Here is a 25157-nt window from a genome sequence, read left to right as displayed (position 1 = left end):
ACATGACAAGAGGCACTCAAGCCCTTCGTACCACATTGCTCGCGCTGGCCGCGTGCGCGCTCGTCTCGGCCTGCGCGGTCGGGCCCGACTACAAGCGCCCCGACGCCGAAGTGCCGCAGCAATACAAGGAAGCCGGCGACTGGAAAGTCGCCGACCCGAGCGACGCCATGGCTCGCGGCAAGTGGTGGGAGATCTTCAACGACCCGCAACTGAACGCGCTGGAAGAACAGGTGGCCGCCGCCAACCAGAACATCCTGGTGGCCGAGGCGCAATACCGGCAGGCCCAGGCGCTGGTGCAATCGGCGCAGGCTTCGTTCTTCCCGACGCTGGGAGCCAGTGCGTCGGCCACGCGGAGCCGTTCAGTGCGCACCTCGGTCAACCCCGATGGCAGCCTGTCGACCGGCAACCCCAGCCTGCTGAACTCGCAAAGCCTGTCGCTCAACGCCAGTTGGGAGCTGGACCTGTGGGGCCGCATCCGCCGATCGGTTGAGTCGAACAAGGCTAGCGCGCAAGCCAGCGCAGGCGATTTATCGTCCGCTTTGCTGTCGGCACAGGCGACGCTTGCGCAGAACTATTTTCAATTGCGTGTCACGGATACCCAGAAGGCCGTCCTGCAACGCACGGTTGCAGACTACGAACGCTTCCTGAAGCTCACGCAAAACCAGTACGCAGTGGGCGTGGCACAGCGCTCCGATGTGCTGACCGCGCAGACGCAGCTCAAGCAGTCGCAGGCGCTGCTGCTGGATACCGAAGTCACCCGCGCGCAGCTTGAGCACGCCATTGCGGTGCTGATCGGCAAACCGCCGGCGGAATTCTCGCTGGCCCCGGCCACCGCTGCCAGCGCGGCCGACTTGCCCGCCCTGCCCGCCATTCCGCTGGAAGTGCCATCGGCCGTGCTGGAACGCCGCCCAGACATCGCCGCCGCCGAGCGCCGCATGGCCGCTGCCAACGCGCAGATCGGCGTGGCCAAGGCGGCATACTTCCCGACGCTCACGCTGGGCGCATCGGCCGGTTTGGCAGCCAACACGCTCACGCGCCTGGCAACGCTGCCGAGCCGCGTCTGGTCGATCGGCCCGACGCTGGCCGCCACGCTGTTTGATGGCGGCGCGCGTGCAGCCGCCGTCGACAAGGCCGGCGCTGCTTACGATGCGTCGGTCGCCACGTACCGCCAGACCGTGCTGGGCGCGTTTCAGGATGTCGAAGACAACCTCGCCGCCCTTCGCTGGCAGACGCAGGAATTTGGCGTACAGGCCGATGCCGTCACAGCCGCGCAGGAAGCTGCGCAACTCAATCTGAACCGCTATCGCGCCGGCACGGTGAGCTTCCTGGAAGTCATCACCGCGCAAGCCACGGCCTACAATGCCGAGCGAACCCTGCTCACGCTGCAGGGCAAGCAGTATTCGGCAGCGGTGCTGCTGGTCAAGGCGCTGGGCGGCGGGTGGCACGGCGAAGTGCCGGTGGTTGGCCAGGCGGCGCTGCAGCCCGCGTCCGCGTCGGCCGCGCAATAACCCTCCTCCCGTTGCCGGTGGCCGACGGCGTTTCGCCACCGGCAATGGTCCCTTGTGCGTAAGCCCGCACGCTGTCGGATAGTTCCCCCTATAATCGTCGGAATTTATTTCAGACCGCCCCGATCATCCGGGCCGGCTGACGCGGCAACGGGCGCGCAAATTGCGTCGCCCAATGCCTTGCAAGCCCGCCCGGTGCCATCCCGACCGTCTGTTTGCCTGCCGCCATGTCCGCCGCGCGCGTGGTTGCCGACGCAGTTGCCCCGATTCACGCGCGCCGCTCAACTGACTCTGCTCTCTCTGATGATCCGATCCGCGCTTCCCCGTTCTGCCAAGCTGCTGGCCACCGCCCTGGGCGCCGCCACGCTGTTCGCCGCCCTGCCTGCCCAAGCTGACCCGTCCGTGCGCGCCATCTACGGCAAAGACAACAAGCACGGCATCGAGAAATACGGCGTCGACCTCGACTTCGATTCGGGCTTCCACTGGGGCAACCCGCAAGGCTGGTTCGTGAACCTGGATTGGGAAGTGGCGCTGGGCCAATGGCGCTCGACGAAGGGCACCAACCGCCAAAACATCACAGAATTCGGCGTGACGCCGCTGTTCCGCCTTGAAAAGCGCGGCGGCTCATGGGTACCGTTCATCGAGGCCGGCGTCGGCCCGCGCTTGCTGTCGCACGTGAGCACGTCCAACGAGCACTATTTCAGCACGGCCTTCCAGTTCTCCGACATGATCGGCGTCGGTGTGGCCTTCGGCAGCAAGCAGCAATTCCAGATGGGCTACCGCTTCGAACACCTGTCAAACGCGTCGATCAAGCGCCCCAACCCGGGCACGGACCTGAACGAGCTGTACCTGCGTTACACGTTCTAAAGCCCGAACGTTTGCGACGCTTGAAGAAAGACGGCCTGCCATGCGGCGGGCCGTTTTGTTTTTGCGTGCGCCGGTGGATTAACGCGCGTCGGCGTCTCCGTCGAGATTGCGATCGCGCGATCGCATGCCCATCAGCCGCTCGTAATTGAGCGAGGCGTGGAAACCCAGGCCGTTGCCGCCGGCACGTTTGACCTCATACATCGCAGCGTCAGCATTGCGGATGAGCGTCTGCGCGTCATGCCCGTCGGTCGGATACAGCGCCACGCCGGCGCTCACACCCATCGACAGCACATGGCCTTCCACACGGAACGGCGTCTGCAATTGTTCGATCAGGCGTTCCACGGTTAGCGTCACATCGTCGCGCGTGGCGCAATGCGTAAGCACGGCGACAAACTCGTCGCCGCCCAGGCGCGCCACCGTGTCCGAGGCACGCAACCCGCTGCGCAGCCGCATGGCCGTAGCCTTCAGGACGAGATCGCCAACCCCGTGGCCGTATTCATCGTTGACGGGCTTGAAGCGATCGAGATCGATGAACACGACCGCAACCTGGCCGCGCGCGCGACGTGCCGCCTGAATGGCGACGAACAGGCGATCGCGCAACAAACGTGCATTGGGCAGATCCGTCAGCGGATCATGCAGTGCGAGGTGGTGCGCTCGGTCCAGTGCCGTGCGCCGCTGTGTCACATCGAGCAGCGTGCCGCTCACGCGGGTGGCCATGCCCCGGGCATCGCGCTCGGTCACACGACCGCGCGCAGCCACCCAGATCCATTGGCCATGGCGCGCGCGCATGCGCTGTTCGACTTCAAAGCTGTCGGCATCGCCGCGCATATGGCGATAAATGCGTCGCGCGCTCAACGCGGCATCTTGCGGATGCACCATGGCGAACCATGCATCCGGATCGTTGGGCAGGTCCGCCGGCTCGTAGCCGAGCATGTCGGCCGTCCGGCGGTTGAACGACACATGCCGCGCACGCGTGGACCAGTCGAACGTACCCAGCCCCGCGCCGTCCAGCACATAGGCCAGCCGTTGCTCCGACGCGCGCAGCGATTCCAGCGCCAGGCGCCGCGCAGTCACGTCCTGCATCTGCACGACAAGGTGCTCGTTGCCGTCATCGCGTGCCACCGCTACGTCGGTCTGCACCCACACGGTGGTGCCGTCCTGGCGGACCAGGCGCGTTTCCATCGACAGCGCATCGCGCTGACCGGCGAGCAGCGATTCGACGCCATGTCGCGTGCGTTCAGTGTGGTCAGGGTGGCACAGGTCGAACAGATCGCGCGCGCGCAGCGCCTGTGCTTCGTGGCCGGTCAGCGCGCACAGCGCACGGTTCACGTCGAGGAAGCGACCCTCCGGCGCGCACAGGCCGATTCCTATCGGCGAATGTTCGATCGCAGCCTTGTACAAGTGGTGGTCCTCAAGCATGGCGATGCTGTTTCGCGAATGCGGCAGTCCCGGGGGTGTGGCTGACATGGTGGCCATCGCGCCGCCGGGTGCCCATTGACGCAATGTCTGCGTTAGGCGCGCGCGGTGGCGGCTGGCGTGATCCCCGTAACCGGTCTCGTGGTCTGCGTGACAGACCTTGGTGCGTTGCGAGCGCACGAATCGAGGCGGACTATAGAAGCCGCGAGTTAACGGGGCAATCCCTTCCCGCGAGGGGACATGGACCGCGTGCGCGCTTTGGGTCCCCTCGTGCGCGAGATGACGCGAAGGAAACGCGCCCCGCGTCATTCCCGTCTGCGTTTGTCGACGTCGATTGTCGACAGTTGCCCGGCGTCGCCAGACATCTGATCACTGTACACGGCCCCCCTGGGCGAGGCAGTTAGCCGTTCGGTTAGGTCGCGTAGACGCTGCCGCCACGCAACCGTTTGCCACGCAGGTGGCACCCAATCTCCACATTGTGAATGTCTTAAGGTGAAGACAAGGCCGCTCGACCTCATCCGGAAGGACGAAACGCGCAAACGGCCGGCTCCGTTACTATTCTTCAATATCGCTCGGGGGGGCGAATTCAAACATGGCGAGCCGCGGCACAAGCGCACGCGGTTGTGGGAGGTTGTATGGAATTGAGTTTTGTCGCCCCCGGCACCCAGACGCATCGATATGCGCTCAAGCTCGCGGGCCTACCCGAAGGGACGGAACCCGGCACGGCGTCAGTCGATCCAGCCTGGGTGGACGATGCCCTTACCGCCGCCGTGCGCGTATTCGACGCGCACCGCGTTCACTTTGCCGACGCCTACTTTGCCTATCGCGCACGTGAGACGGCACAGCAGCGCACGCGCGCGGCGGGCAACTCCTCACCCGCACGCGTTGCCGGCGATCTCCACGACGATACGCCGCTGCTCGCGGATACGTTTGCGATAGCGCAGCTGGCCGCACTTGTGTCGCTGGAGGCATCCGGAGTGGCCGATGTCATCGATGTACACCTCGTGGTGGAGCGCTTGCGTGACGATGCCCCCACCCCGCCTGCCGACGGCATCGGCGAAGTGACGTTTGTTACGGAAACCACGGCTGGCCTGCACAGCGTGGCAAGCCGGCATTAACGCCGGCCGAACCGCTCAGGGCCCGTTGTGCGTGGCCGCTCTGGCACGATGGCCGGCTGCGGCTCAGTTGGCGCACCGACGGCATCGGCGTCACGAAACGTCCAGTAACGGTGCACCAGGAAGTTGAAGATCGCCGTGATGGCCGAGGCGAACACCTGCGCGATCAGGTAATACAGGCCAATCCCCAGGCCGATGGCCATGATGGTCGCGTTACAACCCAGCGCCAGAAAGGCCACCAGGCCGAACCGCACCATCGCGCCGACGTGCCCGCGTGTGCTGTTGAAGACAGCCTGCCGGCTGATGAAGTAGTTGAGCGTGGCGCCGATCACGCTGCCCGCCACCGACGCCCGCCAAGGCGAGACGCCCACCTGCACCAGCCCGAAGAGCACCACATAGTGCGCCAGCGTCGCGCCCCCGCCGATCACGACATAGCGCGCAAACTGCTCCACCGCCGCCCAGAAATGCTGCCGAGACGCCATGCGCGTGCTCACCCCATCCACTTTGGAACCGACATTGTGCTCGATCATGGCTGCGGGGCCGCAACTAGCGTGCCACGCACCCCGCACAATAAGTGCGCTTAAAGTTATGCAACATTTGGCCGTATAAAACCGGTGGGGCCTTGCGCGGCTGTTGGCTCCCCTATTGCCATGCTCGAACTTCAACCTCTCGACATTCCGCTTGCGATCCCCCTGCCGTGGCCGATGCTTGACGCCGACGGGCAGTTGCTCGTCCCGAAGGGCGACGTCATCCACTCCCCGGAGGAGATCGACCTGCTGTGCACGCTGCACCGCCCGCATCGCCTGGCCGACGGAACGCCCGCGCCTGCGCCCGCGTTTGCAAATACGCAGTTCCCGAACACGATGTTCCCCGACATGGGCGACGACCCTGACGGCGAACGCACGATCGCCATGGAGCTGCTGGGCCTGCGCCCCGGCGGCATGCTGACCGTGCGCCTGACCGCCGGCGCCGGCCAGACCAAAGGTGCCGCGCGCGTGATGGGCTACAGCCCGCAACGCCATCTGCTCATCACCATGCCCACCGACAACGGCCGCACGGTCATGCCGGTCAAGGACGAGCTGGTGGAAGTCCACGCCTTCTCGGGCGAGGGCATTGCCAGTTTCGAATGCACGGTGATGGGGGTGTGCCGCATCCCGTTCGAATACGTCGTGTTGTCACCGCCGCGGCGGATCAAGAACCGCACGTTGCGCAAATCGCTGCGCGTGCGTGCCAACGTGGTCGGCAAGATGCTGGTGAGCGGCGACCCGCCGCGCATGATCCATATCTCCGACATCAGCACCACGGGCGCGTCATTCCGCTCCGCGCATCGGCTGGAAGTGAGCGGCGCGCCGGCGCGTCTGCGCTTTCGCGTGAAAACGCGCGACTACCACTCCGAGCTGGTGGCCGCGGCCCTGGTGCGCAGTGAGAAGCCGGCCGACCTGCCCAACGTTTATCAATACGGCGTGGAATTCATCGAGTTGGTCGCTGCTCAAAAGATGCTGCTGCAGTGCTTTATCTATGAACAGTTGCTTTGGGGCGGCCAGCGTATGGTGTAACGTGCAGACAGCCCTGATATTCAACTTTCTTTGATCAGAATTCATTGCTGTTAAACGTTAAAACCACTCGCCGGACCGACCCGAAAACATGCCTGGAAGCGGCCACCATGGCCGGTTTTCAGCTTATGATGCCGTACGCGTGTTTGTGACAAAGCTATACAATTGAAAGTGCGCCGAGTGCACGTATTTCCGTTTTAAAGGCATTTGCAGGACGATCCCCATTTATGAGCCGCGCAAGGTCTGCCGCGCCATCGAGTCTGGATCCGATCTCCGGATTGCCGGACCGCGAACAATTCGTCCGGCTGCTGGCTGCCATGCCGCAATCCACGCGCCAGGACGCAGTTGGCGCACTGTTGCTGATCGGCTTCGACCATTTTGCCGAGGCGACCAACACGCTCGGACCCCTGGCCGCGCGAGAGGTCATCGTCGAATGTGCATCGCGGCTTGAAGCGTTGAGCGTGCCGCCGGCGGATGGCATCGCACCCATCGTCGGGCGCGTCGGCCCCGAGACCTTTGCCGTTGCCTGCGCAGATTTCGTCTCGGCACAAGACGTGCACGACCTCGCGCGGCGGATTTCCGCGGCACTCACGCGACCTTTCATCACGCATGGTTACGAGCTGGTCTGCTCGTGCAGCATCGGCATGACGCTTTTCGAGACCATGCCTTCCGATGCAGCGCGGCTGATTGAACAGGCCGACCGGGCGCTCTACGGGGTCCAGCATGGTGCCGAGCAAAGCCCGGCGCTGTATGCGCCGGCGGCCATGCCTCCGGTCTCAGGCGGGAACACCGCCGCCATTGACCGATACGACGCCGCCGCCGAGCATCCACGCCTGGCCGCCCGGCTGCGCCATGCGCTAGCGCGCCGCCAGTTCAGCCTGAACCTGCAGCCGCAACTGAGCCTCACCGACGGGCGGATCGTCGGCTACGAATTTTTGCTGCGCTGGATTTCACCGGAACTGGGCGTCGTGGCGCCTGCCGATTTTCTGCCGATCCTGGAGCAGACGGGCGACATTCGCGAGGTGGGCCACTGGGTGCTCGACAACGCCGCCCAGATGCTGGCCGGGCTGCTGCGCGAGGAATCCCAGCGCGCGGGACGCAACAGCCGGCACCAGCCGGGCGTGCATGCGGCCGTCAATTTGTCGGTTGCGCAGTTGCTCGATCCGCAATTGAGCGACGTGGTGCGCGAGATTGCCGCACGCCACGCGGTGCCGGCCACACGCCTCGTCTTCGAAATATCGGAACACACGCTGCACCGTGCCAACGGCTCCGCGCAAAAGGCCGTGGAAGCCCTGCACGCCTGCGGTGCACGCGTGGCTGTGGAAGATTTTGGTGCCACCGCGCACAGCCTTGATTGCCTGGCAACGTTCCGCCCCGATCAGGTCAAGCTCGATCAGGCCATCGTCAACGCAGTGACCAACGCGAGCGATCACGCGGTGCTGCAACGCCTGGTGACTGCCGCGCATGGCGCGGGCGTGCCCGTCACCGCCACGCGCGTGGAAACCGCCGCGCAGCTCCATGCCTTGCGTGCCTGCCGGTGCGACGTCATCCAGGGCTACCTGCTCTCGCAGCCCTTCCCTGCCCGCTGGATCGACGACACACAAGACGTGATTGCCGAGCGCGCACGCGATCTGATGCCGTAAAAGAAAACGCCCTCCCGCCTGCAAAGCGGAAGGGCGCTATTGAGTGTATCTGAGCGGTTTAAACGTGCTCGACGCGGAAGACCGCCACCGCGCTGCGCAGCGCTTCAGCCTGCTCTTCCAGCGATTCCGCCGCAGCCGCAGCCTGTTCGACCAGCGCTGCATTCTGCTGCGTCACCTGATCCATCTGTGTGACGGCCTGGTTGACCTGTTCGATGCCGCTGCTCTGCTCTTCCGACGCAGCGCTGATCTCGCCCATGATGTCGGTCACACGGCGCACGGCCACCACCACCTCGTCGATCACCGTGCCGGCTTCAGCCACCAGAGTCGACCCGTTTTGCACGCGGCCCACCGAATCGCCAATCAGTTCCTTGATCTCCTTGGCAGCCGTGGCGCTGCGCTGTGCAAGGCTGCGCACTTCACCGGCAACAACAGCAAAGCCGCGGCCCTGCTCGCCCGCGCGTGCGGCTTCCACCGCGGCATTCAACGCGAGGATGTTGGTCTGGAACGCAATGCCCTCGATCACGCCGATGATGTCGGCAATTTTTCGGCTGCTTTCGTTGATGCCGGCCATCGTGTCCACCACGCGGCCTACGACTTCCCCGCCCTTGACCGCAATATCTGACGCATTGACGGCCAGCGTGCTTGCCTGACGCGCGTTGTCGGCGTTCTGCTTCACGATGCTCGTCAACTCTTCCATGCTCGACGCCGTTTCTTCCAGCGACGAAGCCTGTTGCTCTGTACGCTGCGACAGGTCGGCATTGCCCGCGGCGATCTGCTTGGTGGCGCTGGCGATCGAATCCGAGCCCGTGCGCACCTGCCCGATGATCTGCTGCAGGCTCGTTTGCATGGACGATACGGCGTGCATCAGGCGTGCAGTTTCGTCGCGGCGCCCCGCGGCGGTCTGGCCTTCCATGCGCGTGGCGAGGTCGCCCGATGCCATGCGCTCGAACACCTGAATGGCGCGCTCCAGCGGACGCACCACCGTGCGGCCGAGCACGCCGCGCGCCACCACCGACAGCACCAGCGCGGCGGCCAGCAAACCACCCGAAATCCAGATGCTCATCGCGTAGCGCGATTGGGAATGATCAAAGCGTTGCTGGCCGTACTTGAAGCGCGCCCCGACCAGGGGGCCGAGCGCCGAGTCGTAGTCAACAAAGAGCTTCGGCACCAGGTTCGTGTTCAGCTCACGGTACGTGGTGAGGTCACTGCGCTCAAGGGCGGCAATGGCCGGCTCCAGCGCCGTCTTGACGAACTTGGTGCGTGCCGCGTCGGCGGCTTGCAGTTGGGCGCGATCCGCATCGGCAATCGGCAGCTTCATGAACTGCGCCCAGGCATCGTTGGCTGTGTTGACCATCGTGTGCGCATCGGACAGCAGCTTCTTGAGTTCCTCAGGCGACGAGACCGCATCGAAATTGGTCAGGTGGATGCGCGCCCACAGCAGGTTGATAGTGTCTTTTGCCAGCAGGTCCAGGCCCTTGGCATCTTCCAGATACACGGCGCGCAAATCTTCATTGGTGGCCCGGCCAGTCGTGATACCGGCGAAACCCACCACGGCGATCATGACTGCAAATACCGCGACCAGGAACGTCAGCCGCGTGCGAATGCTCGTATCCATCCACTTCCACATATGTTTTCCCCTGCATGGTTGGGCCGTGCGGCGCCGAGATCCTCTTCCGGCGCCCCTCTTCAGGCACCCTGTTCACTCCCAAAGGTGCTAACGGCAGGCGACGCCAGAAATAGAGGGCATCACCACGAATGTCCGGAATGCGCCGCAAGTGATATGCAAGGAGTAAAAAAGATGCGGCCCACGCACCCCGCGTGCGCGAGGTGGCACTAAAATGCGGGTTGCGCCACCGTTGGGGTGGCAATTACGCAAACATCGTGCGGGATACCGCACGGCTCACTAGGGGATCGAGATGAAGAAACTGATCGCGCTGCTGGCCCTGGGCTGCGTCGTCCTGGCAGGCTGCAACACGATGGCCGGCATGGGCAAGGATATTCAGACGGGCGGCCAGAAACTGGAAAACGCTGCTGACAACACCAAGCAGAAGATGTAATGAAGGGACAGCCGGGGGGAACCCCTGGCTTGAGTTAAGAAACGCCGCAAGTTCGCGGCGTTTTTCTTTTGGAGCCGCTACAGCAGCTCTTCCGGGGTAAACGGCGCCAACATCTGGATCCACGTCCGGCGGCCCAGGCCCACTTCCGGTTCGTGATCGACAACGACCTCCTTGCCGTTCTCGTGGGTGGTCCAGCGCAGATGGCCGTCGTCGTTGGTCACCCGGTAGGCGCTGTCGCGCACCGACTCGTCAAACAGCTTGGCGACCGCATCCGACAGCACCGGGCTGCGGATGATCAACCCCGTTTCGGTATTCAGGCCGATGGAGCGTGGGTCGATGTTCATCGAGCCGACAAACAGCGTGGTGCGATCCACCACGATCGATTTCACATGCAGGCTCGCCTGCGACGAACGGAACGTGCCGATCATCTTCGGGCGATCGCCCAGCGTCGGGCGCAGTTCGTACAGTTCGACACCGTCGTCGATCAGCGCCCCGCGATATTTCGCGTAGCCCACATGCACGATGGGCGCGTCGGTCGCTGCCAGCGAGTTGGTCAGCACACGCAACCGCACGCCCCGATCCTGCAGGCGCTTGGCCACCTCGACGCCGCGCTTGCCCGGCACGAAGTACGGCGAAATCAGCACCACCTCGCGCTTGGCCTCGTCAATCAAACGCAGCAAAGTCTGGGCGAGACGCTCGCCGCCAGGTTCCACCTCGTCACCCGATACCTTGGCCGGACGATCGACGATCACTTGCGCGGGGGCCCACTCCAGGCGCAGGCGGCCACGGGCGATCTGATCGGCCAGGAACCAATCGCGCGGAGCGGGCTTGAGCGGCAAGGGCTGCTCCGGCGCCGGGCTGGCGAGATCGGTCTGGTTGCGGCGTTGCTCGAGCTGCGAGATCGTCTGATCGGATGCCGGCTTGGCCGAACCGGAGCCCATGTCGATCGGCCGGGTCGGCACATCGATATGCTGCGGCGGCCCTTCCGGGCGATGCGGCATCGTCACCGGCGGCGGATAGTTGCCCTCCTTCGGCTCGGGCGGACGCGCCTTGCTAGGCTCGGGCGCCAGTGCCTGCACCGGATAGGAGAATTCGCTGTTCCAGTACGCATCGAACGCCGACGACAGCTGACGCACCGCCGGCCCTGCGGCCAGCACGTCCAGATCGACGAAGTTGGTGGTCTGGTTCTGCGTGAAATATTCAGCGCCCAGATTGCGCCCGCCCGTGACAGCCAGCGCGTTGTCAGCAATGAAAGCCTTGTTGTGCATGCGCCGATTGACGCGGCGGAACTCAGCCGCGCCGCTCAAGTACCGTGTGACGTTCGACATCCGCCCGCCTGGAAACGGGTTGAACAGCCGTACGTCGATATTCTTGTGTGACGAGAATTTCAGAAAAGCGAGATCGCGCCCATCGCTGTGAAGATCGTCGACGAGCATGCGCACGCGCACCCCGCGGTCGGCAGCGGCCCGCACATGGCGCATCAGCTCGCGCACGCTGTTGTCGCTGGCAATGATGAAGTACTGCAAGTCCAGCGTACGCTCGGCCCGGTCGGCCAGCGTGAGCAACGTGGCATAGGCCTCTTCGCCCGACGGGATCAGCCGGAAGCCGGACACATCCGCCGAGGGCGCATTCGACTGCGCCAGGCGCCCGAGCGAGGTGGCCGATTCGGCATTGGGCAGCGCCGTTGTCACGGGGCGATCGACGTGGTCGGGCAGGCTTGCGCAGCCCGTCACCAGCGCGATGGCCAGACACGCAAACCAGGCGCGCAGATACGCGATCGGGAGGTTCCTCGGGTGCCCGTGCATGTTCGATGTCGTGTTGGTTACGGCAGGTCGAGAGGACGTTGACTTCACACCAGCATGCGGCGTGCCTGAACCGACGCCACGGTCAGACTACGCGAGATATCAGCCGGGGCAGTATCCGTGTTTGTCCGACGCCACCCCGGGCGTGTCAAAATGCCCAACGGTGTGCTGTTCCCCCCCTGCTGCCTTCAATGCTGACCAACACCACGGCATTTGCCACTTTCCTCTTTTTTGTGCACTGCGTGGGCGTGCTCGCGGCCATGCATGCCGTGCTGACCGTGCGCACGTCACAGGGTGCCATCGCGTGGGCCATTTCGCTCGTCACGCTGCCCGAATTCACGCTGATCCCCTATCTGATCTTTGGGCGAAGCACCTTTGCCGGCTATGTGGATGCGCGACGCTTTCACAACGCCCGCCTGCGAGAAATCACCCTCTCCGACGACTGGCGCCGCCTGCGCGACCATGAATCCAGCGTGGTCGCCCCGCAGCACACCTGCATGCAGGCCTTGCCGCGCCTGACCGGCACGCCGTGCCTGGCGCGCAATCGCGTGCGTCTGCTCATCAACGGCGCGGAAACCTTCGATGCCATCTTTGCGGCGATTGCACAGGCGCGGCGCGTGCTGATCGTACAGTTCTTCATCGTGCATGACGACACGCTCGGCCGCCGCCTGGCCGAACTGCTGCTCGAGCGCGCACGTGCCGGGGTGCGGGTGTACTTTCTCTTCGATAGCATCGGCTGCCATGCGCTGCCCCGCCGCTATGTGCAGCGCCTCATTGAAGGCGGCGTGCTGGCCAAGCCGTTCTCCACGCACGCCGGGTTCGTCAACCGTTTCCAGCTCAACTTCCGCAACCACCGCAAGCTCGTGGTGGTGGATGGTGAGCGCGCTTACGTTGGCGGCCACAACGTCGGCAACGAATACATGGGGGAAAAGCCGCCGCTTGCACCGTGGCGCGACACGCATATCGAGATTGTCGGTGCCGCGGTGATGGACTTGCAGCTCACCTTTGCCGAAGACTGGTACTGGGCTGCGCGCGAAGTGCCGCAACTGATCGTGCCCGAACTGCGGCCCGAAGAAGACATGGTCTGCCAGGTGGTCGCCAGTGGCCCCGCAGACAAGCAGGAAACCTGCTCGCTGTTCTTCATGGAAGCCATTCAGTCGGCGCGCAAGCGGCTGTGGATTACGTCGCCGTACTTCATACCAGACGAAGCCGTGTTTGCCGCGCTACGCCTGGCCGTGCTGCGCGGGGTTGATGTGCGCATCCTGATCCCTTCGCGGCCGGACCATCACATGGTGTTCCTGGCCTCCACGCTGTACGCATATCAGGCGATCCGCGCAGGCGTGAAAATCTACCGCTACCTGCCCGGCTTCCTGCACCAGAAGGTCGTGCTGATCGACGACGAAGCTGCCGCCGTGGGCAGTGCCAACCTCGACAACCGCTCGTTCCGCCTGAACTTCGAGCTGATGATCATGACCGCCGACCCGCGCTTCGCCAATGACGTCGCACAGATGCTCGAAGTCGACTTTGCCGAAGCTGCCCGCGTTGGCCGCGACGAATACGAACGTGCACACCCGCTGCGCCGCGTGATCATGCACGTGGCCAAGCTGTTCGCTCCCATCTTGTAGCCACGACCGCGCTCCGGAATTTGCCCGCAAGAAGCGGAGCGCATCCAGACATCGCCATCCCTACCCTGAAGTGAACATTTTCAGGAGTATGCGATGTTCGATCCCCATGACTCTGCTGTCGACCGCCTGCCGCCGGGCTTCAACCGGCTGGCGGGCTCCAACCTGGCCGCGCAGTCGGCCGAACAGATTGCGCTGGCCGCCATGCCAATGGTTGCGGTGCTTACCCTGCATGCCGACGCCAGCACTGCAAGCTGGCTGCAAGTGGCCCTCACGCTGCCGTTCGTGCTGTTTGCCATTCCCGTGGGCATGCTGGCGGACCGTTGGCCCAAACGCGCATTGATGGCCGGTGCAGAGGCGGTGCGCGCGCTGGCGTTGTTTGTTGTGGCGGGCCTGCTGGTGGCCGGGCGGCTGAACCTGGCCACGTTGGGGGTGCTGGGCTTTATTGCCGTGTGCGGCACGGTGGTGTTCAGCGTGGCGGCGCCAGCGCTGGTGCCCGCGCTTGTGCCGGCAGCGATGCTTGCGCGCGCGAACGGCCGCATCGAGCTGGCGCGTACGATTGCATTTGCGTGCGGGCCGGCTATCGGCGGTGCGTTGATCGGCTGGACCAGCTCGATGACAGCATTCGCGCTGGCGGCGGCGTTGTCCGCCATGGCTGCGGCACTACTGGCAGGTGTGACGGCTCCGGAGCCCGTGGCACGGCGCGCGGCGCACCCGCTGCGGGACATCGCCGAAGGCGCGCGCTTCGTGTTTCAACACCCGCTGCTGCGGCCGGCGTTCATCACGCAATGCCTCTTCACCATGGCGTTCTTCATGGTGTTTGCCATCTTCGTTCCGTATGCGGCGCATCGCTTGAACCTCTCTGCGCAGGCGATCGGGCTGACGCTCGGCATGTACGGCGCGGGCATGGTGGTCGGCGCGCTGCTGGCCGCGCGGATTCTCGCGCGCTGGCGCTTCGGTCATGTGGTGGCAACTGGCCCCGTGTGCGGACTGGCGGGCGGTGTGCTGCTTGCGGCCACCCTCTGGCAGCCGTGGCCGGCGCTGGCACAGGCCGGCTTCTTCCTGCTGGGTTGCGGGCCGATTCTTTGGGTGGTGAGCACCACCACGCTTCGGCAAACGGTGACGCCGCCCGCGCTGCTGGCGCGTGTATCCGCAGTGAATGTGATGTCGTATGGCGCTCGGCCGGTGGGCGCGGCAATGGCCGCGTGGGTTGCCGCACACGCTGGTGCGGGGGCGTGCCTGCTGATGGCGGTGGCGGGCTTTGCACTGCAGTTGCTGTGCATTCTGCAATCGCCGGCGGTGCGCCTGGCGCGTCAGCCGCGTGCGGACGATACGTCGGCCGGGCTCGAACCTGCCTGAGCCGCATCGCCAGTCCGGTCACCGCGCTGGGCATCGCGCCACGCACGCGGCGTCATGCCAAAGTGGGCGATGAACCAGCGCGTGAACGACGCCTGCCGCGTATAGCCGAGCAGCGCAGCCACCCGCCCGATCCGATAGCTGGGGTTGGCCATGTAGCGGACGGCAAGGTTGTGCCGCACCTCTTCCACCAGGTCAGAGAACGTCATGCCGGCCAGTTCTAGCTGCCGTTGCAAGGTCCGCACGCTCAGGTGGAGGTGGTCCGCCACCTGCTCGACAGACGCACGCTCCAGCGGCAGCAGCAGGTAGATCGCACGGCGCACATCCTGTACCACCGCCTCCTGCGCCGATACATTGAGCGGCTCCGCAAGGCTTTCCGCATAGCGTACGAGCGCCGGATCCGCAGCGGGATTGGGCCTGTCCAGATCGGCAGCCGAACAGACGATGCCGTTGAAGTCGCTGCCGAACACAATCGGGCAGCCGAACACGCGCCTGTGCAAGCTGAGGTCACCGGGGGCGGTATGCGAGAAGTGAATGCTGCGCGGCTTCCAGTGCACGCCCAGCAGCGCACTGCACGTCCGGGCGAGCACGCCAACGGCCAGCTCGTTGGCCTGCCGCAGCGGCACGGGCGTCTCGGTGATGACCTCTTCGCGAATGACCACCATGTCGCCGTCGGATTCCAGGTAGATCGCCAGCGCCTCGTTCAGCAGGTGGCGGTACTGGATGATGGCCTGCAGCGCTTCGCGCAGCGTTCGCTTGTGCGCCAGCAACAACCCGAGCACACCGAAATCCAGTTCCTGACGCGCCTCGGCCATCTGCAGCCCGAGCGTCGGGCACGGGGCGTTGACGGCGGTGATCTCCATCAACTGGCATGTCGCCACGACCGAGACGAGCTGCTCGGGATCGGTCAGTCTGGCCGGATCCAGCCCCACCTGACGCAGTGCCTCCTGCGGGTTGAAACCGAGCCGCCGCACGACCTGGAAGTAGCCGTTGAGCGACCGGGCACGCACCATCGTTTCCATAGGTTTCTGTGGGCTTTGAACCGTCTTGGTGTTTACACGGAATGGCACCAAAAGAAAAAAACTTGGCGCCAAATGAGAAATTCAAAGCTACCGCTTCCTTATAGTGAAGTCCAGCCGAGACATCCCCTACAGGAGCCCCCACATGCAATTCCTTGATGATTCGCTGCACCCCGAAAACCAGGACAAGGTCGTCATTACCGTTGCGCCGTACGGCCCGGAATGGATGCCGGAAGATTTTCCAGAAGACATCCCGGTGACAATGGAAGAACAGGTGCAGAAGGCCGTCGATTGCTACAACGCTGGCGCCACGGTCCTGCACCTGCATGTGCGCGAGCTGGACGGCAAGGGCTCCAAGCGGCTGTCGAAATTCAACGAGCTGATTGCCGGCGTGCGCGCGGCGGTGCCCGACATGATCATCCAGGTGGGCGGCTCGATTTCGTTTGCGCCGGAAGACGAAGGGCAAGCCGCCAAGTGGCTGTCGGACGACACCCGCCACATGCTGGCCGACCTGACGCCGTCGCCCGACCAGGTGACGGTGGCGGTCAACACCACGCAGATGAACATCATGGAGCTGCTGTATCCGGCGTATCTGGAAGGCACCTCGCTGGCCAATCCCGCGCTGGCCGCAGCCTATGCCGAAATGACCGTGCCCGCCGGCCCCGCCTGGCTGGAGGAACACCTGCGCCGTCTGCAGGCCGCCGGCGTGCAACCGCACTTCCAGTTGACCGGCATCCACGCGCTGGAAACGCTCGAACGGGTGGTGCGCAAAGGCGTCTACAAGGGCCCGCTCAACCTGACGTGGATCGGCATTGGCGGCGGCTTCGACGGCCCCAACCCGTTCAACTTCTTCAACTTCATCCACCGCGCGCCGGATGGCTGCACGCTGACGGCCGAGTCGCTGCTCAAGAACGTGCTGCCCTTCAACATGATGGCCATGGCAATGGGCCTGCACCCGCGCTGCGGCATTGAAGACACGATCATCGATCAGCACGGCAACCGCATGACATCCGTACAGCAGATCAAGCAGTGCGTGCGCGTGGCGCATGAACTGGGCCGCGAGATTGCCAGCGGCAAGGAGGCTCGCGCCATCTACCGCATCGGCGTGCAATATGACAGCGTGGAAGAAACGCTGGCGAAGAACGGCATGTCCCCCAACCGTGCCCCGAACGTGAAAAACCTGCCGCTGCGCGCGGCCTAAACTAGAAGCCGCAGTATCACCGGGCCAACACAGACGGCGCTCAACGCAAGCGCCGCCACTCGGAGACAACCATGAATCTGCATGCCGCCGACCTGCGCGCAGACCACGAAGACGGTTACCTCGTCAGCCGCCCCCAGGCGTGGTTTGCATTTGCGATGACCTTTGCACTGATGCTGTTCGATTACATCGACCGGCAAGTCATCGTGTCGCTGTTTCCGCATCTGAAAACCGCTTGGGCACTGTCCGACAAGCAACTTGGCGCGCTCGTCTCGGTCATCTCGATCGTGGTGGCGGTGGGCGGCTTGCCGGTAGCGCTGCTGGCCGACCGCTTCAGCCGCGTCAAGAGCATCGTCGTGATGGCCACGGTATGGAGCCTGGCAACGATCTCCTGCATGTTCACGCGCAATTACGGACAGCTCTTCACCGCGCGCGCCATCGTGGGCGTGGGTGAAACCGGCTACGGCTCGGTGGGCGCGGCGCTCATTGCCAGCCTGTTTCCCAAGCGCCTGCGCGCCACGTTGATGGGCGCCTTCTTTGCCGCGGCATCCGTCGGGTCGGTGTTGGGCGTGTTGCTCGGTGGCGTGATCGCAGCGCGCTGGGGCTGGCAGGCGGCGTTTGGCGTGGTGGGTGTCCCAGGCCTGCTGCTGGCACTGCTCTATGTGTTCGTGCCGGACTACAAAACGGTGGCGATGGCACCGGGTAGCACGCAAGCGCGGCAGCCCGCTGGCACGCTCCTGCAGCGCGTGGCAGGGGCGCTCACCAGCTCGCGCACCCTGTGGTGGACCTGCCTGGGCGCTGCGTTCCAGCTGATCGTCGTGTCGACCATCTGGTCGTGGCTGCCGAGCTACCTGAATCGCTATCACGGCACGCCGCCGGACCGTGCCGCCATGCAAGCCGCGCTGGTGGTTCTGTGCGGCGCGCTGGGCGCCTTCGTATGGGGTGTGGTGGCCGATCTGGTTGCAGCACGCCGCCAGCGCAACCGGCTGATTGCCGTGGCGGTGCTGGCCGTGGTCACGCTGCTCGTGTTCATGACGGCGTTCGGTACCACCATGCCCGCCAACCAGCAGTTCCTCATGATCGCCTTTGGCGGCTTCTTGATGACGTGCACGGTGGCACCGGCTTCGAGCGTGGTGTTCGACGTGGTGCACCCCGGCGTGCGCTCAACGGGCGCCGCGGTGCTGTCACTGTTCCAGAACCTGTTCGGCCTGGCCATCGGGCCGTTTGTGGGCGGCGCCATGTCCGATGCGTGGGGCCTGCAGACCGCCCTGGCCGTGATGCCGATTTTCGGTGTGGTTGCAGCGGGCTGCTTCCTGCTGGCCGCACGCAGCTACGAAGCCGAACTCAAGCGCGTGGCCAACGTGCCGATCGACGCAGCACCCGCCGCCGCACCCACTGCCGTGGCTTCCGCATGACGGCCTTGCTCCGCTAACCGCGCGCCGCCCTCAAGGCACCCATCCCCTCTCCGCTTTGACCGCGTCTCCTAAGCGAGGCGCGCGGGCGGCGCGCACCCCGAACATCCGAAAAGAACCAAGGAGATACCCATGGCAACCGCAGTCCGCTTTCATGAAACCGGCGGCCCCGAGGTCTTGCGCTGCGAGACCGTCGAAGTCGGCAAGCCCGGCCCGGGGCAGGTCCGTCTGCGCCACGAGGCCGTCGGCCTGAACTTTGCCGATACGTACTTCCGCTCGGGGCTCTACCCCGTACCCCGCCCCGCCGGCATGGGCGTTGAAGCGGCAGGCATCGTTGAAGCCGTGGGTGATGGCGTGAGCAACGTCGCCGTGGGCGATCGCGTGACCTACACCGGCTTCATCAACACGCTGGGCGCATACAGCACCGAGCGACTGATCCCGGCCGCACCGCTGATCAAGCTGCCCGCCGCCATTGCCTGCGAAACCGCCGCCGCCATGACCATGCGGGGCCTGACGTCGGCCTACCTGCTGCGCCGCATCTACCCGTTCGCGAAGGGCAACACGATCCTGCTGCATGCGGCCGCCGGCGGTGTGGGGCTCATCGTCTCGCAGTGGGCCAAGTTGCTTGGGCTAACCGTGATTGGCACGGTATCGAGCGAAGCCAAGGCGGATATCGCCCGTGCACATGGTTGCGACCACGTCATCAACTACGCGCACGAAGACGTTGCAAAGCGCGTGCGCGAACTCACCGATGGCGTGGGCGTGAACGTGGTGTTCGACAGCGTGGGCAAGGCCACCTTCGATGCCTCGCTCGATTCGCTCAAGCGACGCGGCCTGATGGTGTGCGTCGGCACGGCGTCGGGGCCGATCCCGCCGTTCAACCCGCAATTGCTGGCGATGAAGGGATCGCTTTACCTCACGCGCCCGGCCCTGGCCGACTACATCGCTGACCCAGCCGAGAAAGCCGAGCTTGCCGGCGAGCTGTTCGACCATGTAGCCGCCGGTCGCATCAAGATCGAGATCCACCAGCGCTACGCATTGGAAGACGCCGTGCAGGCCCACCGCGATCTTGAATCGCGCAAGACGACGGGCTCGTCCGTGTTCGTCATCTGAGGGGGCCGTCATGCGCATCGAACAACTGACCAACGCCCTGGGTGCCGAGCTGACCGGCGTGCAACTGGCTGACGCGATCGAAGACGAAGGCCTGTTTGGCGAAATCCGCACAGCGCTGCTCAAGCACCGCGTGATCTTCCTGCGCGATCAGGACTTGACCCGCGCGCAGCACGTCGCGTTTGCCCGCCGCTTTGGCGATCTGGAAGACCATCCGGTGGCCGGCAGCGACCCCGAGCACCCCGGCCTCGTGCGCATCTACAAGACGCCCGAACACCCGAACGACCGCTACGAAAACTGCTGGCACGCCGACACCACGTGGCGCGAGGCACCACAGTTTGGTGCCGTGCTGCGCTGCGTGGAATGCCCGCCCGTTGGCGGCGACACCATGTGGGCCAACATGGTGCTGGCGTACGAGAAGCTGCCCGACGACGTCAAGCGCGACATTGCCGGCCTGCGTGCCCGCCACAGCATCGAAGCCAGCTTTGGCGCGGTCATGCCGATCGAAAAGCGTCTCGCACTCAAGGCGCAGTACCCCGATCCGGAACATCCCGTGGTGCGCACACACCCCGAGACCGACGAAAAGGTGCTGTACGTGAACGGCTTCACGACGCACTTCACGAACTACCACACACCCGCGCGCGTGCGTTTTGGGCAGGACGCTACCGGCGGCGCGTCTGAACTGCTGCGCTACCTCATCAGCCAGGCCTACATTCCTGAATACCAGGTGCGCTGGCGCTGGAGGCCCAACAGCGTGGCCATCTGGGACAACACCGCCACGCAGCACTACGCGGTTATGGATTACGCGCCGTGCCATCGCAAGATGGAACGCGCCGGCATCATCGGCGGCAAGCCGTTCTAACGACCGTCGGGACACATCGGACCCGTCGGCGACAACACCAAGAGGAGACCCTGCAACATGAAGACGAAGCACATCGCCCCTGCGGCACTGCTGGCCTGCGCCGGCGCGGCCTGCGCGCAATCCGGCGTCACGCTGTACGGCGTGGTGGATACCAATATCGAATACGCGACCAACCTGGCGGGCGCCACGCCGGGCAGCTCTGGCAACCGCGTGTCGATGCAAAGCGGCGGGCTGTCGGGTTCGCGCTGGGGCCTGCGCGGCGTGGAGGATCTTGGCGGCGGACTGAGCGCGCTGTTCGTGCTCGAAAGCGGCTTTGCGAGCGACACGGGCCAATCGCAACAAGGCGGCCGGTTGTTCGGGCGTCAGGCCTACGTTGGGCTCAAGAGCAGTTCGATCGGGCAGTTCACCTTCGGCCGCCAGTACACGACGCTGTTCCAGTTGCTGGCCAACTTCGAGCCGATGGCGTATTCCACGCAGTACGAACCGGCGGCCGTACAGACCGGCGTGAATTTTCGCTCCGACAACACGGCCATGTACACCGGCAACTTCGGCCCGGTGACTGCGCAGGCCCATTGGTCGTTCGGCACCGGCGCGCCGAGCGCCAACCCAACGGGCGGCGGCAACGGCGAAGTGCCGGGCCAAGCACGGCGCGACAGCGGCTATGGCGCGGGGGTGGCTTACTCGGGCGGGCCGCTGGGCGTTACGTTTGCGTATGACCAGTACAACCCGAGCACCCCGCTCGGTGGCGGCGCATTCAGCTCCGGCACGGTGCGCAAGGCAGCGCTGGCGGGCAGCTACCTCTTTGGCGACGTGCTCAAGATCATGGGCGGCTACCGCTGGGGCCAGAACAAGAACGCCAACGGCAGCGTGGCGCTGCGCGACGATTACTTCTGGGCCGGCGCGAACTACCAGGCAACGAACGCACTGATGCTCTCGCTCGAATACTCGTACCAGAAGATCAAGACCATCAACAGCGCCCCGTCCACACAGGCCAACCCGTGGCAGGTCGCGTTCATTGCCGACTACACGCTTTCCAAGCGCACCGACCTGTACCTGACCACGGCCTATGCGCGCAACGCGGGCCTGGCGCTCGACCAAGCCACGGTGGACCTTAACGCCACCGGCTACGGCCTGGGTGCCGGCAAGACCAGCATGCTCGGCGCGGCCGTCGGCATCCGCCACAAGTTCTGAGCGGCCGGTACCCAAAAGCACCTCGGGAGGCGGGCTCCGCCGTCTCCCCGGTCGGCATTCGAGGAGGGTGACCTCCTCGTTTTTTCTTCATGGCATTTCATCATGACGTTGTCCAACACTTCTCCCACCATCCTCATGGTGCCCGGCCTACGCGACCACGTGGCCGAACACTGGCAGACGTTGCTCGAAGCCAAACTCCGGGCTGCAGGCCACAAGGCTGCCTCAGTCCCGCCTCTGGAAGTCGACCGACTGAGCTGCGCGGCACGGGTGGCAGCATTGGACAAAGCCATCACCGCCATCGACGGGCCGGTGATCCTGGTGGCGCATAGCGCGGGCGTGATGATCACCGTGCACTGGGCGAAACGGCACGCGCGCAAGATCCACGGCGCACTGCTGGCCACCCCGGCCGATCTCGAGACGCAGTTGCCGTCGGGCTACCCCACGCAGGATGTGCTGCAGAAAAATGGCTGGCTGCCCTGCCCGCGGCGCCCGTTGCCGTTTCCGAGCATCGTCGCGGCCAGCCGGAACGATCCGCTGGCATCGTTCGAGCGCGTGGCCGGTATGGCCGCCGACTGGGGCAGCCGCCTGGTCGATCTGGGAGATGTCGGCCATTTGAACCCCGCCGCGGGATTTGGCCCCTGGCCCATGGCGGAAGCGCTGATCCATGAACTCGTTTGACCCACCCGTGCGGGGAATGCCGGCCGGCGCGAACGGTCGGCGCGCAACGCTCACGATCGATGTCTTCTTCGACTTCATCTGTCCGTGGTGCTGGATCGGTACGCGCCATCTGGCCAGCGCGCTGCGCATGCTCGCAACGCTGCATCCGGAGGTGAAGACCAAGGTGCGATGGCGCCCGTATCCGCTGTTGCCGGACACTCCGCTCGAAGGCCTGCCCTACCAGGCGTTCTACCTCAGCCGCCTCGGCAGCCCCACTGCCGTTTCGATGCGGCGCGCTGAGGTGCAGTGCGCCGGGCAAGCCGCCGGCATCGACTTCGATTTCACGCGCATCAACGTCCTGCCCAATACCGAGCGCGCGCACGGTGTAGTTCGGAAATATCGCCGGGTCGACGCGGGCGGACATCCGGCCCAGCTTATCGAACGCATCTTCAGCGCCTATTTTGTGGAAGGCGCAGACATCGGTAACGAAGACGTGCTGCAACGCCTGGAGGTCGAGCACACCATCGCCCGGGCCATGGTGCTCGATGCGGGCCCACCCAGCGTCTGCAAGCCAATCGGTCGCGGCGTGACCGTTTCCGGGGTGCCGCATTTCATCTTCAACTCGAACGTCGCGCTCTCGGGTGCGCATCCGGCAAGCACGCTCGTGCACGCCATGCAGAACGCGCTGTCGCAATCGCCACTGCAATCGCAAGAGGAAGCGCAGTGAGCACCATGGCATCCAATGTCACCGTGGCCTTGTCCGGCGAACTAGGCGCCGGAGACCGCAAGCTCGTCTTCGTCAACGGTCGCAGCATCGTCCTGCTCAACATCGAAGGCCGGCTTCATGCCGTCGACAACAGTTGCCCGCACAACGGGGCTTCGCTGGCCTCGGGGCGCCTGGATGGCAACGTATTGCAGTGTCCGGCGCACGGCCTGCGCTTCGATCTCGCCACCGGCTGCATGCCCGGCGCCGGTGGCCTGTGTCTGAAGACCTACGCCATTCACGAGACCGACGGGCACATCGTCATCCAGCTGGAAGACGCTGCCTGAACCGCCACGCCCGTACGAACCTGCATACCGAACAACGCCTTCCCGATCATGCACGCGAACCTCATCACCCCGACACCTTCGGCGTACACCTATCCGCTGCTCGTCAAGCACCTGCTGACCAATGCGCAATGCCTCTACGGCGAGCAGGAAATCACCTATCGCGGTGCGCTGCGCTACAGCTATCGCACGTTTCGCGAACGCATCGGCCGGCTTGCGTCGGCACTGAGCACGCTGGAAGTTCAACACGGCTCAACCGTGGCTGTCATGGATTGGGACAGCCACCGCTACCTCGAGTGCTACTTCGGCGTGCCGATGATGGGCGCGACGCTGTTCACCGTGAACGTGCGGCTGTCAGCTCAGCAGATCCTCTACACGCTCAACGATGCGCGGGCCGAAGTCGTGCTCGTGCAAGCCGACTTCGTGCCACTGCTGGAAGAGATCTGGGACGGCCTGACGAGCGTGCGCCACGTTGTGGTGCTGGCCGACAACGCCCCCATGCCGCACACCCCGCTGCCGGTGGCGGGCGAGTACGAGGCGCTGCTCGCCCATGCCTCGCCCGACTTCGCATTTGCCGACTTCGATGAACGCACGCGGGCCGCAACGTTCTATACGACCGGCACGACCGGCGACCCGAAAGGCGTGAGCTACAGCCACCGCGACATCGTGCTGCATACCATGGCAACTGCCACGACGCTGTGCGCACCGCGCGATGGCCAGCGCCTGCACCGAGAAGATGTCTACATGCCGATCACGCCGATGTTCCATGTGCTGGCGTGGGGCATGCCGTACATCGCCGTCATGCTCGGTTTGAAGATCGTGCTGCCGGGCCGTTACGCAGCTGACCTTCTCCTCAAGCTGCACGACACGGAGCGCGTGACCTTCTCGCATTGCGTGCCGACGCTGCTGCAGATGCTGCTGCAAGCGTCGGAAGGCGGCATGCATGACCTGTCGGGGTGGAAGGTGCTGATCGGCGGCTCGGCATTGTCTCCGGCCCTGTGCGAGGCGGCGCTTGATCGCGGCATTGACGTGTTTGCCGGTTATGGCATGTCCGAAACCGGCCCCGTGGTGGCGCTCGCACAACTGCCGGCGGGCCGCAAGCCGACAGACCGGCAGGAGGAGATCCGCATGCGCTGCGCCACTGGGCGCCCCGTGCCGCTGGCCGAGTTGCGCATCGTCGACGAACAATTGCGCGATGTGCCGCACGACGGCAAGCACCAGGGCGAGATCGTTTTGCGCACGCCCTACCTCACGCAGGCCTATTTCAACAAGCCGGAAGCGTCGGAAGAGCTGTGGGCGGGCGGCTACCTGCACACGCAGGACATCGCCGTCATGACGCCCGATGGTTTCGTGCAGATCGTCGACCGCATCAAGGACGTCATCAAGACCGGCGGCGAGTGGGTGTCGTCCATTGAAGTGGAAAGCCTGATTGCCCAGGTACCGGGCGTGCAGGAGAGCGCCGTCATCGGCGTGCGCGACGCCAAGTGGGGCGAACGGCCAATGGCGTTTGTCGTTGGCAAGCCGGGGGCGCGCCTGAAGGCGGAGGCTATCCGCGATTGCCTGCTGGCACACGCCGACGCCAAACGCATCAGCAAATACGCCGTGCCAGGGCTGGACCGTATCGCCTTCGTTGCAGAGATGCCCAAAACGAGCGTTGGCAAGATCAACAAGAAGGCCTTGCGCGAGAACGTGGCGTAAGACTCGCGGGCGTTTCATCGCCGGCAG

22 protein-coding genes are annotated in these 25157 nt (G+C 64.8%); 17 read left to right on the top strand and 5 right to left on the bottom strand.

Annotated features, from left to right (window positions below):
* Positions 1-2 precede the first annotated feature (2 nt).
* Both ACU8YE_RS03810 and ACU8YE_RS03805 read left to right on the top strand, forming a co-directional pair.
* Entirely contained in the window at positions 3-1508 is a 1506-nt protein-coding gene (locus ACU8YE_RS03810; protein ID WP_446928128.1) for an efflux transporter outer membrane subunit, read from the top strand.
* Positions 1509-1808: 300 nt separating this feature from the next.
* Complete coding sequence (locus ACU8YE_RS03805) at positions 1809-2372, top strand: acyloxyacyl hydrolase (RefSeq protein ID WP_232039794.1); 564 nt, start codon at positions 1809-1811, stop codon at positions 2370-2372.
* 78 nt (positions 2373-2450) lie between these two features.
* Here the strand turns inward: ACU8YE_RS03805 and ACU8YE_RS03800 are convergent, their stop codons facing one another.
* Positions 2451-3791: a sensor domain-containing diguanylate cyclase gene (locus ACU8YE_RS03800; protein WP_232039795.1), complete on the bottom strand. Its 1341-nt coding sequence runs from the start codon at positions 3789-3791 to the stop codon at positions 2451-2453.
* Between the two features lie 632 nt (positions 3792-4423).
* On the opposite strand from ACU8YE_RS03800, the gene ACU8YE_RS03795 reads away from it, so the two are divergent.
* Positions 4424-4906: a hypothetical protein gene (locus tag ACU8YE_RS03795; RefSeq protein WP_322018429.1), complete on the top strand. Its 483-nt coding sequence runs from the start codon at positions 4424-4426 to the stop codon at positions 4904-4906.
* Here the strand turns inward: ACU8YE_RS03795 and ACU8YE_RS03790 are convergent.
* Positions 4903-5433, bottom strand: coding sequence for a GtrA family protein (locus tag ACU8YE_RS03790; RefSeq protein ID WP_414561932.1), 531 nt, complete (start codon positions 5431-5433; stop codon positions 4903-4905). The two genes, ACU8YE_RS03795 and ACU8YE_RS03790, sit on opposite strands and share 4 nt — an antisense overlap.
* Positions 5434-5553: 120 nt before the next feature.
* Between ACU8YE_RS03790 and ACU8YE_RS03785 the strand changes: the two genes are divergently transcribed.
* Entirely contained in the window at positions 5554-6459 is a 906-nt protein-coding gene (locus ACU8YE_RS03785) for a flagellar brake protein (RefSeq protein WP_260801531.1), read from the top strand.
* Between the two features lie 224 nt (positions 6460-6683).
* Complete coding sequence (locus ACU8YE_RS03780) at positions 6684-8099, top strand: EAL domain-containing protein (RefSeq protein WP_414561930.1); 1416 nt, start codon at positions 6684-6686, stop codon at positions 8097-8099.
* 58 nt (positions 8100-8157) lie between these two features.
* Here ACU8YE_RS03780 and ACU8YE_RS03775 read toward each other — a convergent pair whose 3' ends face one another.
* Complete coding sequence (locus ACU8YE_RS03775) at positions 8158-9726, bottom strand: methyl-accepting chemotaxis protein (RefSeq protein ID WP_342455340.1); 1569 nt, start codon at positions 9724-9726, stop codon at positions 8158-8160.
* Between the two features lie 289 nt (positions 9727-10015).
* Here ACU8YE_RS03775 and ACU8YE_RS03770 point away from each other — a divergent pair, with 289 nt between their 5' ends.
* Positions 10016-10156: an entericidin A/B family lipoprotein gene (locus ACU8YE_RS03770; protein WP_024978581.1), complete on the top strand. Its 141-nt coding sequence runs from the start codon at positions 10016-10018 to the stop codon at positions 10154-10156.
* 77 nt (positions 10157-10233) lie between these two features.
* Here the strand turns inward: ACU8YE_RS03770 and ACU8YE_RS03765 are convergent, their stop codons facing one another.
* On the bottom strand, positions 10234-11961 hold the full coding sequence (locus ACU8YE_RS03765) for a phospholipase D-like domain-containing protein (protein ID WP_446928127.1): 1728 nt from the start codon (positions 11959-11961) through the stop codon (positions 10234-10236).
* 188 nt (positions 11962-12149) lie between these two features.
* On the opposite strand from ACU8YE_RS03765, the gene cls reads away from it, so the two are divergent.
* Together cls and ACU8YE_RS03755 are read left to right on the top strand one after the other, a co-directional pair.
* Positions 12150-13583: a cardiolipin synthase gene (gene cls, locus ACU8YE_RS03760; RefSeq protein ID WP_232039801.1), complete on the top strand. Its 1434-nt coding sequence runs from the start codon at positions 12150-12152 to the stop codon at positions 13581-13583.
* Positions 13584-13676: 93 nt separating this feature from the next.
* On the top strand, positions 13677-14939 hold the full coding sequence (locus ACU8YE_RS03755) for an MFS transporter (RefSeq protein ID WP_446928126.1): 1263 nt from the start codon (positions 13677-13679) through the stop codon (positions 14937-14939).
* Here ACU8YE_RS03755 and ACU8YE_RS03750 read toward each other — a convergent pair.
* Positions 14894-15958, bottom strand: a complete 1065-nt coding sequence (locus ACU8YE_RS03750) for an AraC family transcriptional regulator (RefSeq protein ID WP_414561922.1) — start codon at positions 15956-15958, stop codon at positions 14894-14896. The two genes, ACU8YE_RS03755 and ACU8YE_RS03750, sit on opposite strands and share 46 nt — an antisense overlap.
* A 142-nt stretch (positions 15959-16100) precedes the next feature.
* Here ACU8YE_RS03750 and ACU8YE_RS03745 point away from each other — a divergent pair, with 142 nt between their 5' ends.
* The 9 genes from ACU8YE_RS03745 to ACU8YE_RS03705 all read left to right on the top strand — a co-directional run bounded on the left by ACU8YE_RS03745 (position 16101) and on the right by ACU8YE_RS03705 (position 25130).
* Positions 16101-17156, top strand: a complete 1056-nt coding sequence (locus ACU8YE_RS03745) for a 3-keto-5-aminohexanoate cleavage protein (protein WP_440817740.1) — start codon at positions 16101-16103, stop codon at positions 17154-17156.
* A 71-nt stretch (positions 17157-17227) separates the two neighbouring features.
* On the top strand, positions 17228-18568 hold the full coding sequence (locus ACU8YE_RS03740) for an MFS transporter (protein ID WP_446928125.1): 1341 nt from the start codon (positions 17228-17230) through the stop codon (positions 18566-18568).
* Positions 18569-18697: 129 nt separating this feature from the next.
* Positions 18698-19678, top strand: coding sequence for a quinone oxidoreductase family protein (locus ACU8YE_RS03735; protein WP_446928124.1), 981 nt, complete (start codon positions 18698-18700; stop codon positions 19676-19678).
* A 10-nt stretch (positions 19679-19688) separates the two neighbouring features.
* Positions 19689-20537, top strand: a complete 849-nt coding sequence (locus tag ACU8YE_RS03730; RefSeq protein ID WP_433867891.1) for a TauD/TfdA family dioxygenase — start codon at positions 19689-19691, stop codon at positions 20535-20537.
* A gap of 57 nt (positions 20538-20594) precedes the next feature.
* Positions 20595-21728, top strand: a complete 1134-nt coding sequence (locus ACU8YE_RS03725; protein ID WP_446928123.1) for a porin — start codon at positions 20595-20597, stop codon at positions 21726-21728.
* 102 nt (positions 21729-21830) lie between these two features.
* The gene (locus ACU8YE_RS03720; protein ID WP_446928122.1) at positions 21831-22406 is read left to right on the top strand and encodes an RBBP9/YdeN family alpha/beta hydrolase; all 576 of its coding nucleotides are present in this window, start codon (positions 21831-21833) and stop codon (positions 22404-22406) included.
* Positions 22393-23112 carry a DsbA family oxidoreductase gene (locus ACU8YE_RS03715; protein ID WP_446928121.1) on the top strand — a complete coding sequence of 240 codons (720 nt, stop codon included), beginning with the start codon at positions 22393-22395 and terminating at the stop codon, positions 23110-23112. The genes ACU8YE_RS03720 and ACU8YE_RS03715 overlap by 14 nt, the downstream gene beginning before the upstream one ends.
* A gap of 5 nt (positions 23113-23117) precedes the next feature.
* Positions 23118-23435: a Rieske (2Fe-2S) protein gene (locus tag ACU8YE_RS03710; RefSeq protein ID WP_232039811.1), complete on the top strand. Its 318-nt coding sequence runs from the start codon at positions 23118-23120 to the stop codon at positions 23433-23435.
* A gap of 48 nt (positions 23436-23483) precedes the next feature.
* A complete protein-coding gene (locus tag ACU8YE_RS03705; protein WP_446928120.1) occupies positions 23484-25130 on the top strand; it encodes a fatty acid--CoA ligase in 1647 nt (548 codons plus the stop codon).
* Positions 25131-25157: the final 27 nt, after the last annotated feature.

It is taken from the genome of Ralstonia sp. VS2407 (assembly GCF_052950655.1).
This window is presented reverse-complemented; position numbering and strand designations above follow the sequence as displayed.

Excerpts from the sequence above, each read along its gene's own strand:
- ACU8YE_RS03805 (WP_232039794.1), top strand. The coding sequence starts at position 1,809 with ATGATCCGATCCGCGCTTCCCCGTTCTGCCAAGCTGCTGGCCACCGCC.
- ACU8YE_RS03725 (WP_446928123.1), top strand. The coding sequence starts at position 20,595 with ATGAAGACGAAGCACATCGCCCCTGCGGCACTGCTGGCCTGCGCCGGC.
- ACU8YE_RS03750 (WP_414561922.1), bottom strand. The coding sequence starts at position 15,958 with ATGGAAACGATGGTGCGTGCCCGGTCGCTCAACGGCTACTTCCAGGTC.
- ACU8YE_RS03735 (WP_446928124.1), top strand. The coding sequence starts at position 18,698 with ATGGCAACCGCAGTCCGCTTTCATGAAACCGGCGGCCCCGAGGTCTTG.
- ACU8YE_RS03740 (WP_446928125.1), top strand. The coding sequence starts at position 17,228 with ATGAATCTGCATGCCGCCGACCTGCGCGCAGACCACGAAGACGGTTAC.
- ACU8YE_RS03770 (WP_024978581.1), top strand. The coding sequence starts at position 10,016 with ATGAAGAAACTGATCGCGCTGCTGGCCCTGGGCTGCGTCGTCCTGGCA.
- ACU8YE_RS03800 (WP_232039795.1), bottom strand. The coding sequence starts at position 3,791 with ATGCTTGAGGACCACCACTTGTACAAGGCTGCGATCGAACATTCGCCG.
- ACU8YE_RS03765 (WP_446928127.1), bottom strand. The coding sequence starts at position 11,961 with ATGCACGGGCACCCGAGGAACCTCCCGATCGCGTATCTGCGCGCCTGG.
- ACU8YE_RS03790 (WP_414561932.1), bottom strand. The coding sequence starts at position 5,433 with ATGATCGAGCACAATGTCGGTTCCAAAGTGGATGGGGTGAGCACGCGC.
- ACU8YE_RS03745 (WP_440817740.1), top strand. The coding sequence starts at position 16,101 with ATGCAATTCCTTGATGATTCGCTGCACCCCGAAAACCAGGACAAGGTC.
- ACU8YE_RS03775 (WP_342455340.1), bottom strand. The coding sequence starts at position 9,726 with ATGTGGAAGTGGATGGATACGAGCATTCGCACGCGGCTGACGTTCCTG.
- ACU8YE_RS03720 (WP_446928122.1), top strand. The coding sequence starts at position 21,831 with ATGACGTTGTCCAACACTTCTCCCACCATCCTCATGGTGCCCGGCCTA.
- ACU8YE_RS03795 (WP_322018429.1), top strand. The coding sequence starts at position 4,424 with ATGGAATTGAGTTTTGTCGCCCCCGGCACCCAGACGCATCGATATGCG.
- ACU8YE_RS03705 (WP_446928120.1), top strand. The coding sequence starts at position 23,484 with ATGCACGCGAACCTCATCACCCCGACACCTTCGGCGTACACCTATCCG.
- ACU8YE_RS03710 (WP_232039811.1), top strand. The coding sequence starts at position 23,118 with ATGGCATCCAATGTCACCGTGGCCTTGTCCGGCGAACTAGGCGCCGGA.
- ACU8YE_RS03715 (WP_446928121.1), top strand. The coding sequence starts at position 22,393 with ATGAACTCGTTTGACCCACCCGTGCGGGGAATGCCGGCCGGCGCGAAC.
- cls (WP_232039801.1), top strand. The coding sequence starts at position 12,150 with ATGCTGACCAACACCACGGCATTTGCCACTTTCCTCTTTTTTGTGCAC.
- ACU8YE_RS03755 (WP_446928126.1), top strand. The coding sequence starts at position 13,677 with ATGTTCGATCCCCATGACTCTGCTGTCGACCGCCTGCCGCCGGGCTTC.
- ACU8YE_RS03810 (WP_446928128.1), top strand. The coding sequence starts at position 3 with ATGACAAGAGGCACTCAAGCCCTTCGTACCACATTGCTCGCGCTGGCC.
- ACU8YE_RS03730 (WP_433867891.1), top strand. The coding sequence starts at position 19,689 with ATGCGCATCGAACAACTGACCAACGCCCTGGGTGCCGAGCTGACCGGC.
- ACU8YE_RS03780 (WP_414561930.1), top strand. The coding sequence starts at position 6,684 with ATGAGCCGCGCAAGGTCTGCCGCGCCATCGAGTCTGGATCCGATCTCC.
- ACU8YE_RS03785 (WP_260801531.1), top strand. The coding sequence starts at position 5,554 with ATGCTCGAACTTCAACCTCTCGACATTCCGCTTGCGATCCCCCTGCCG.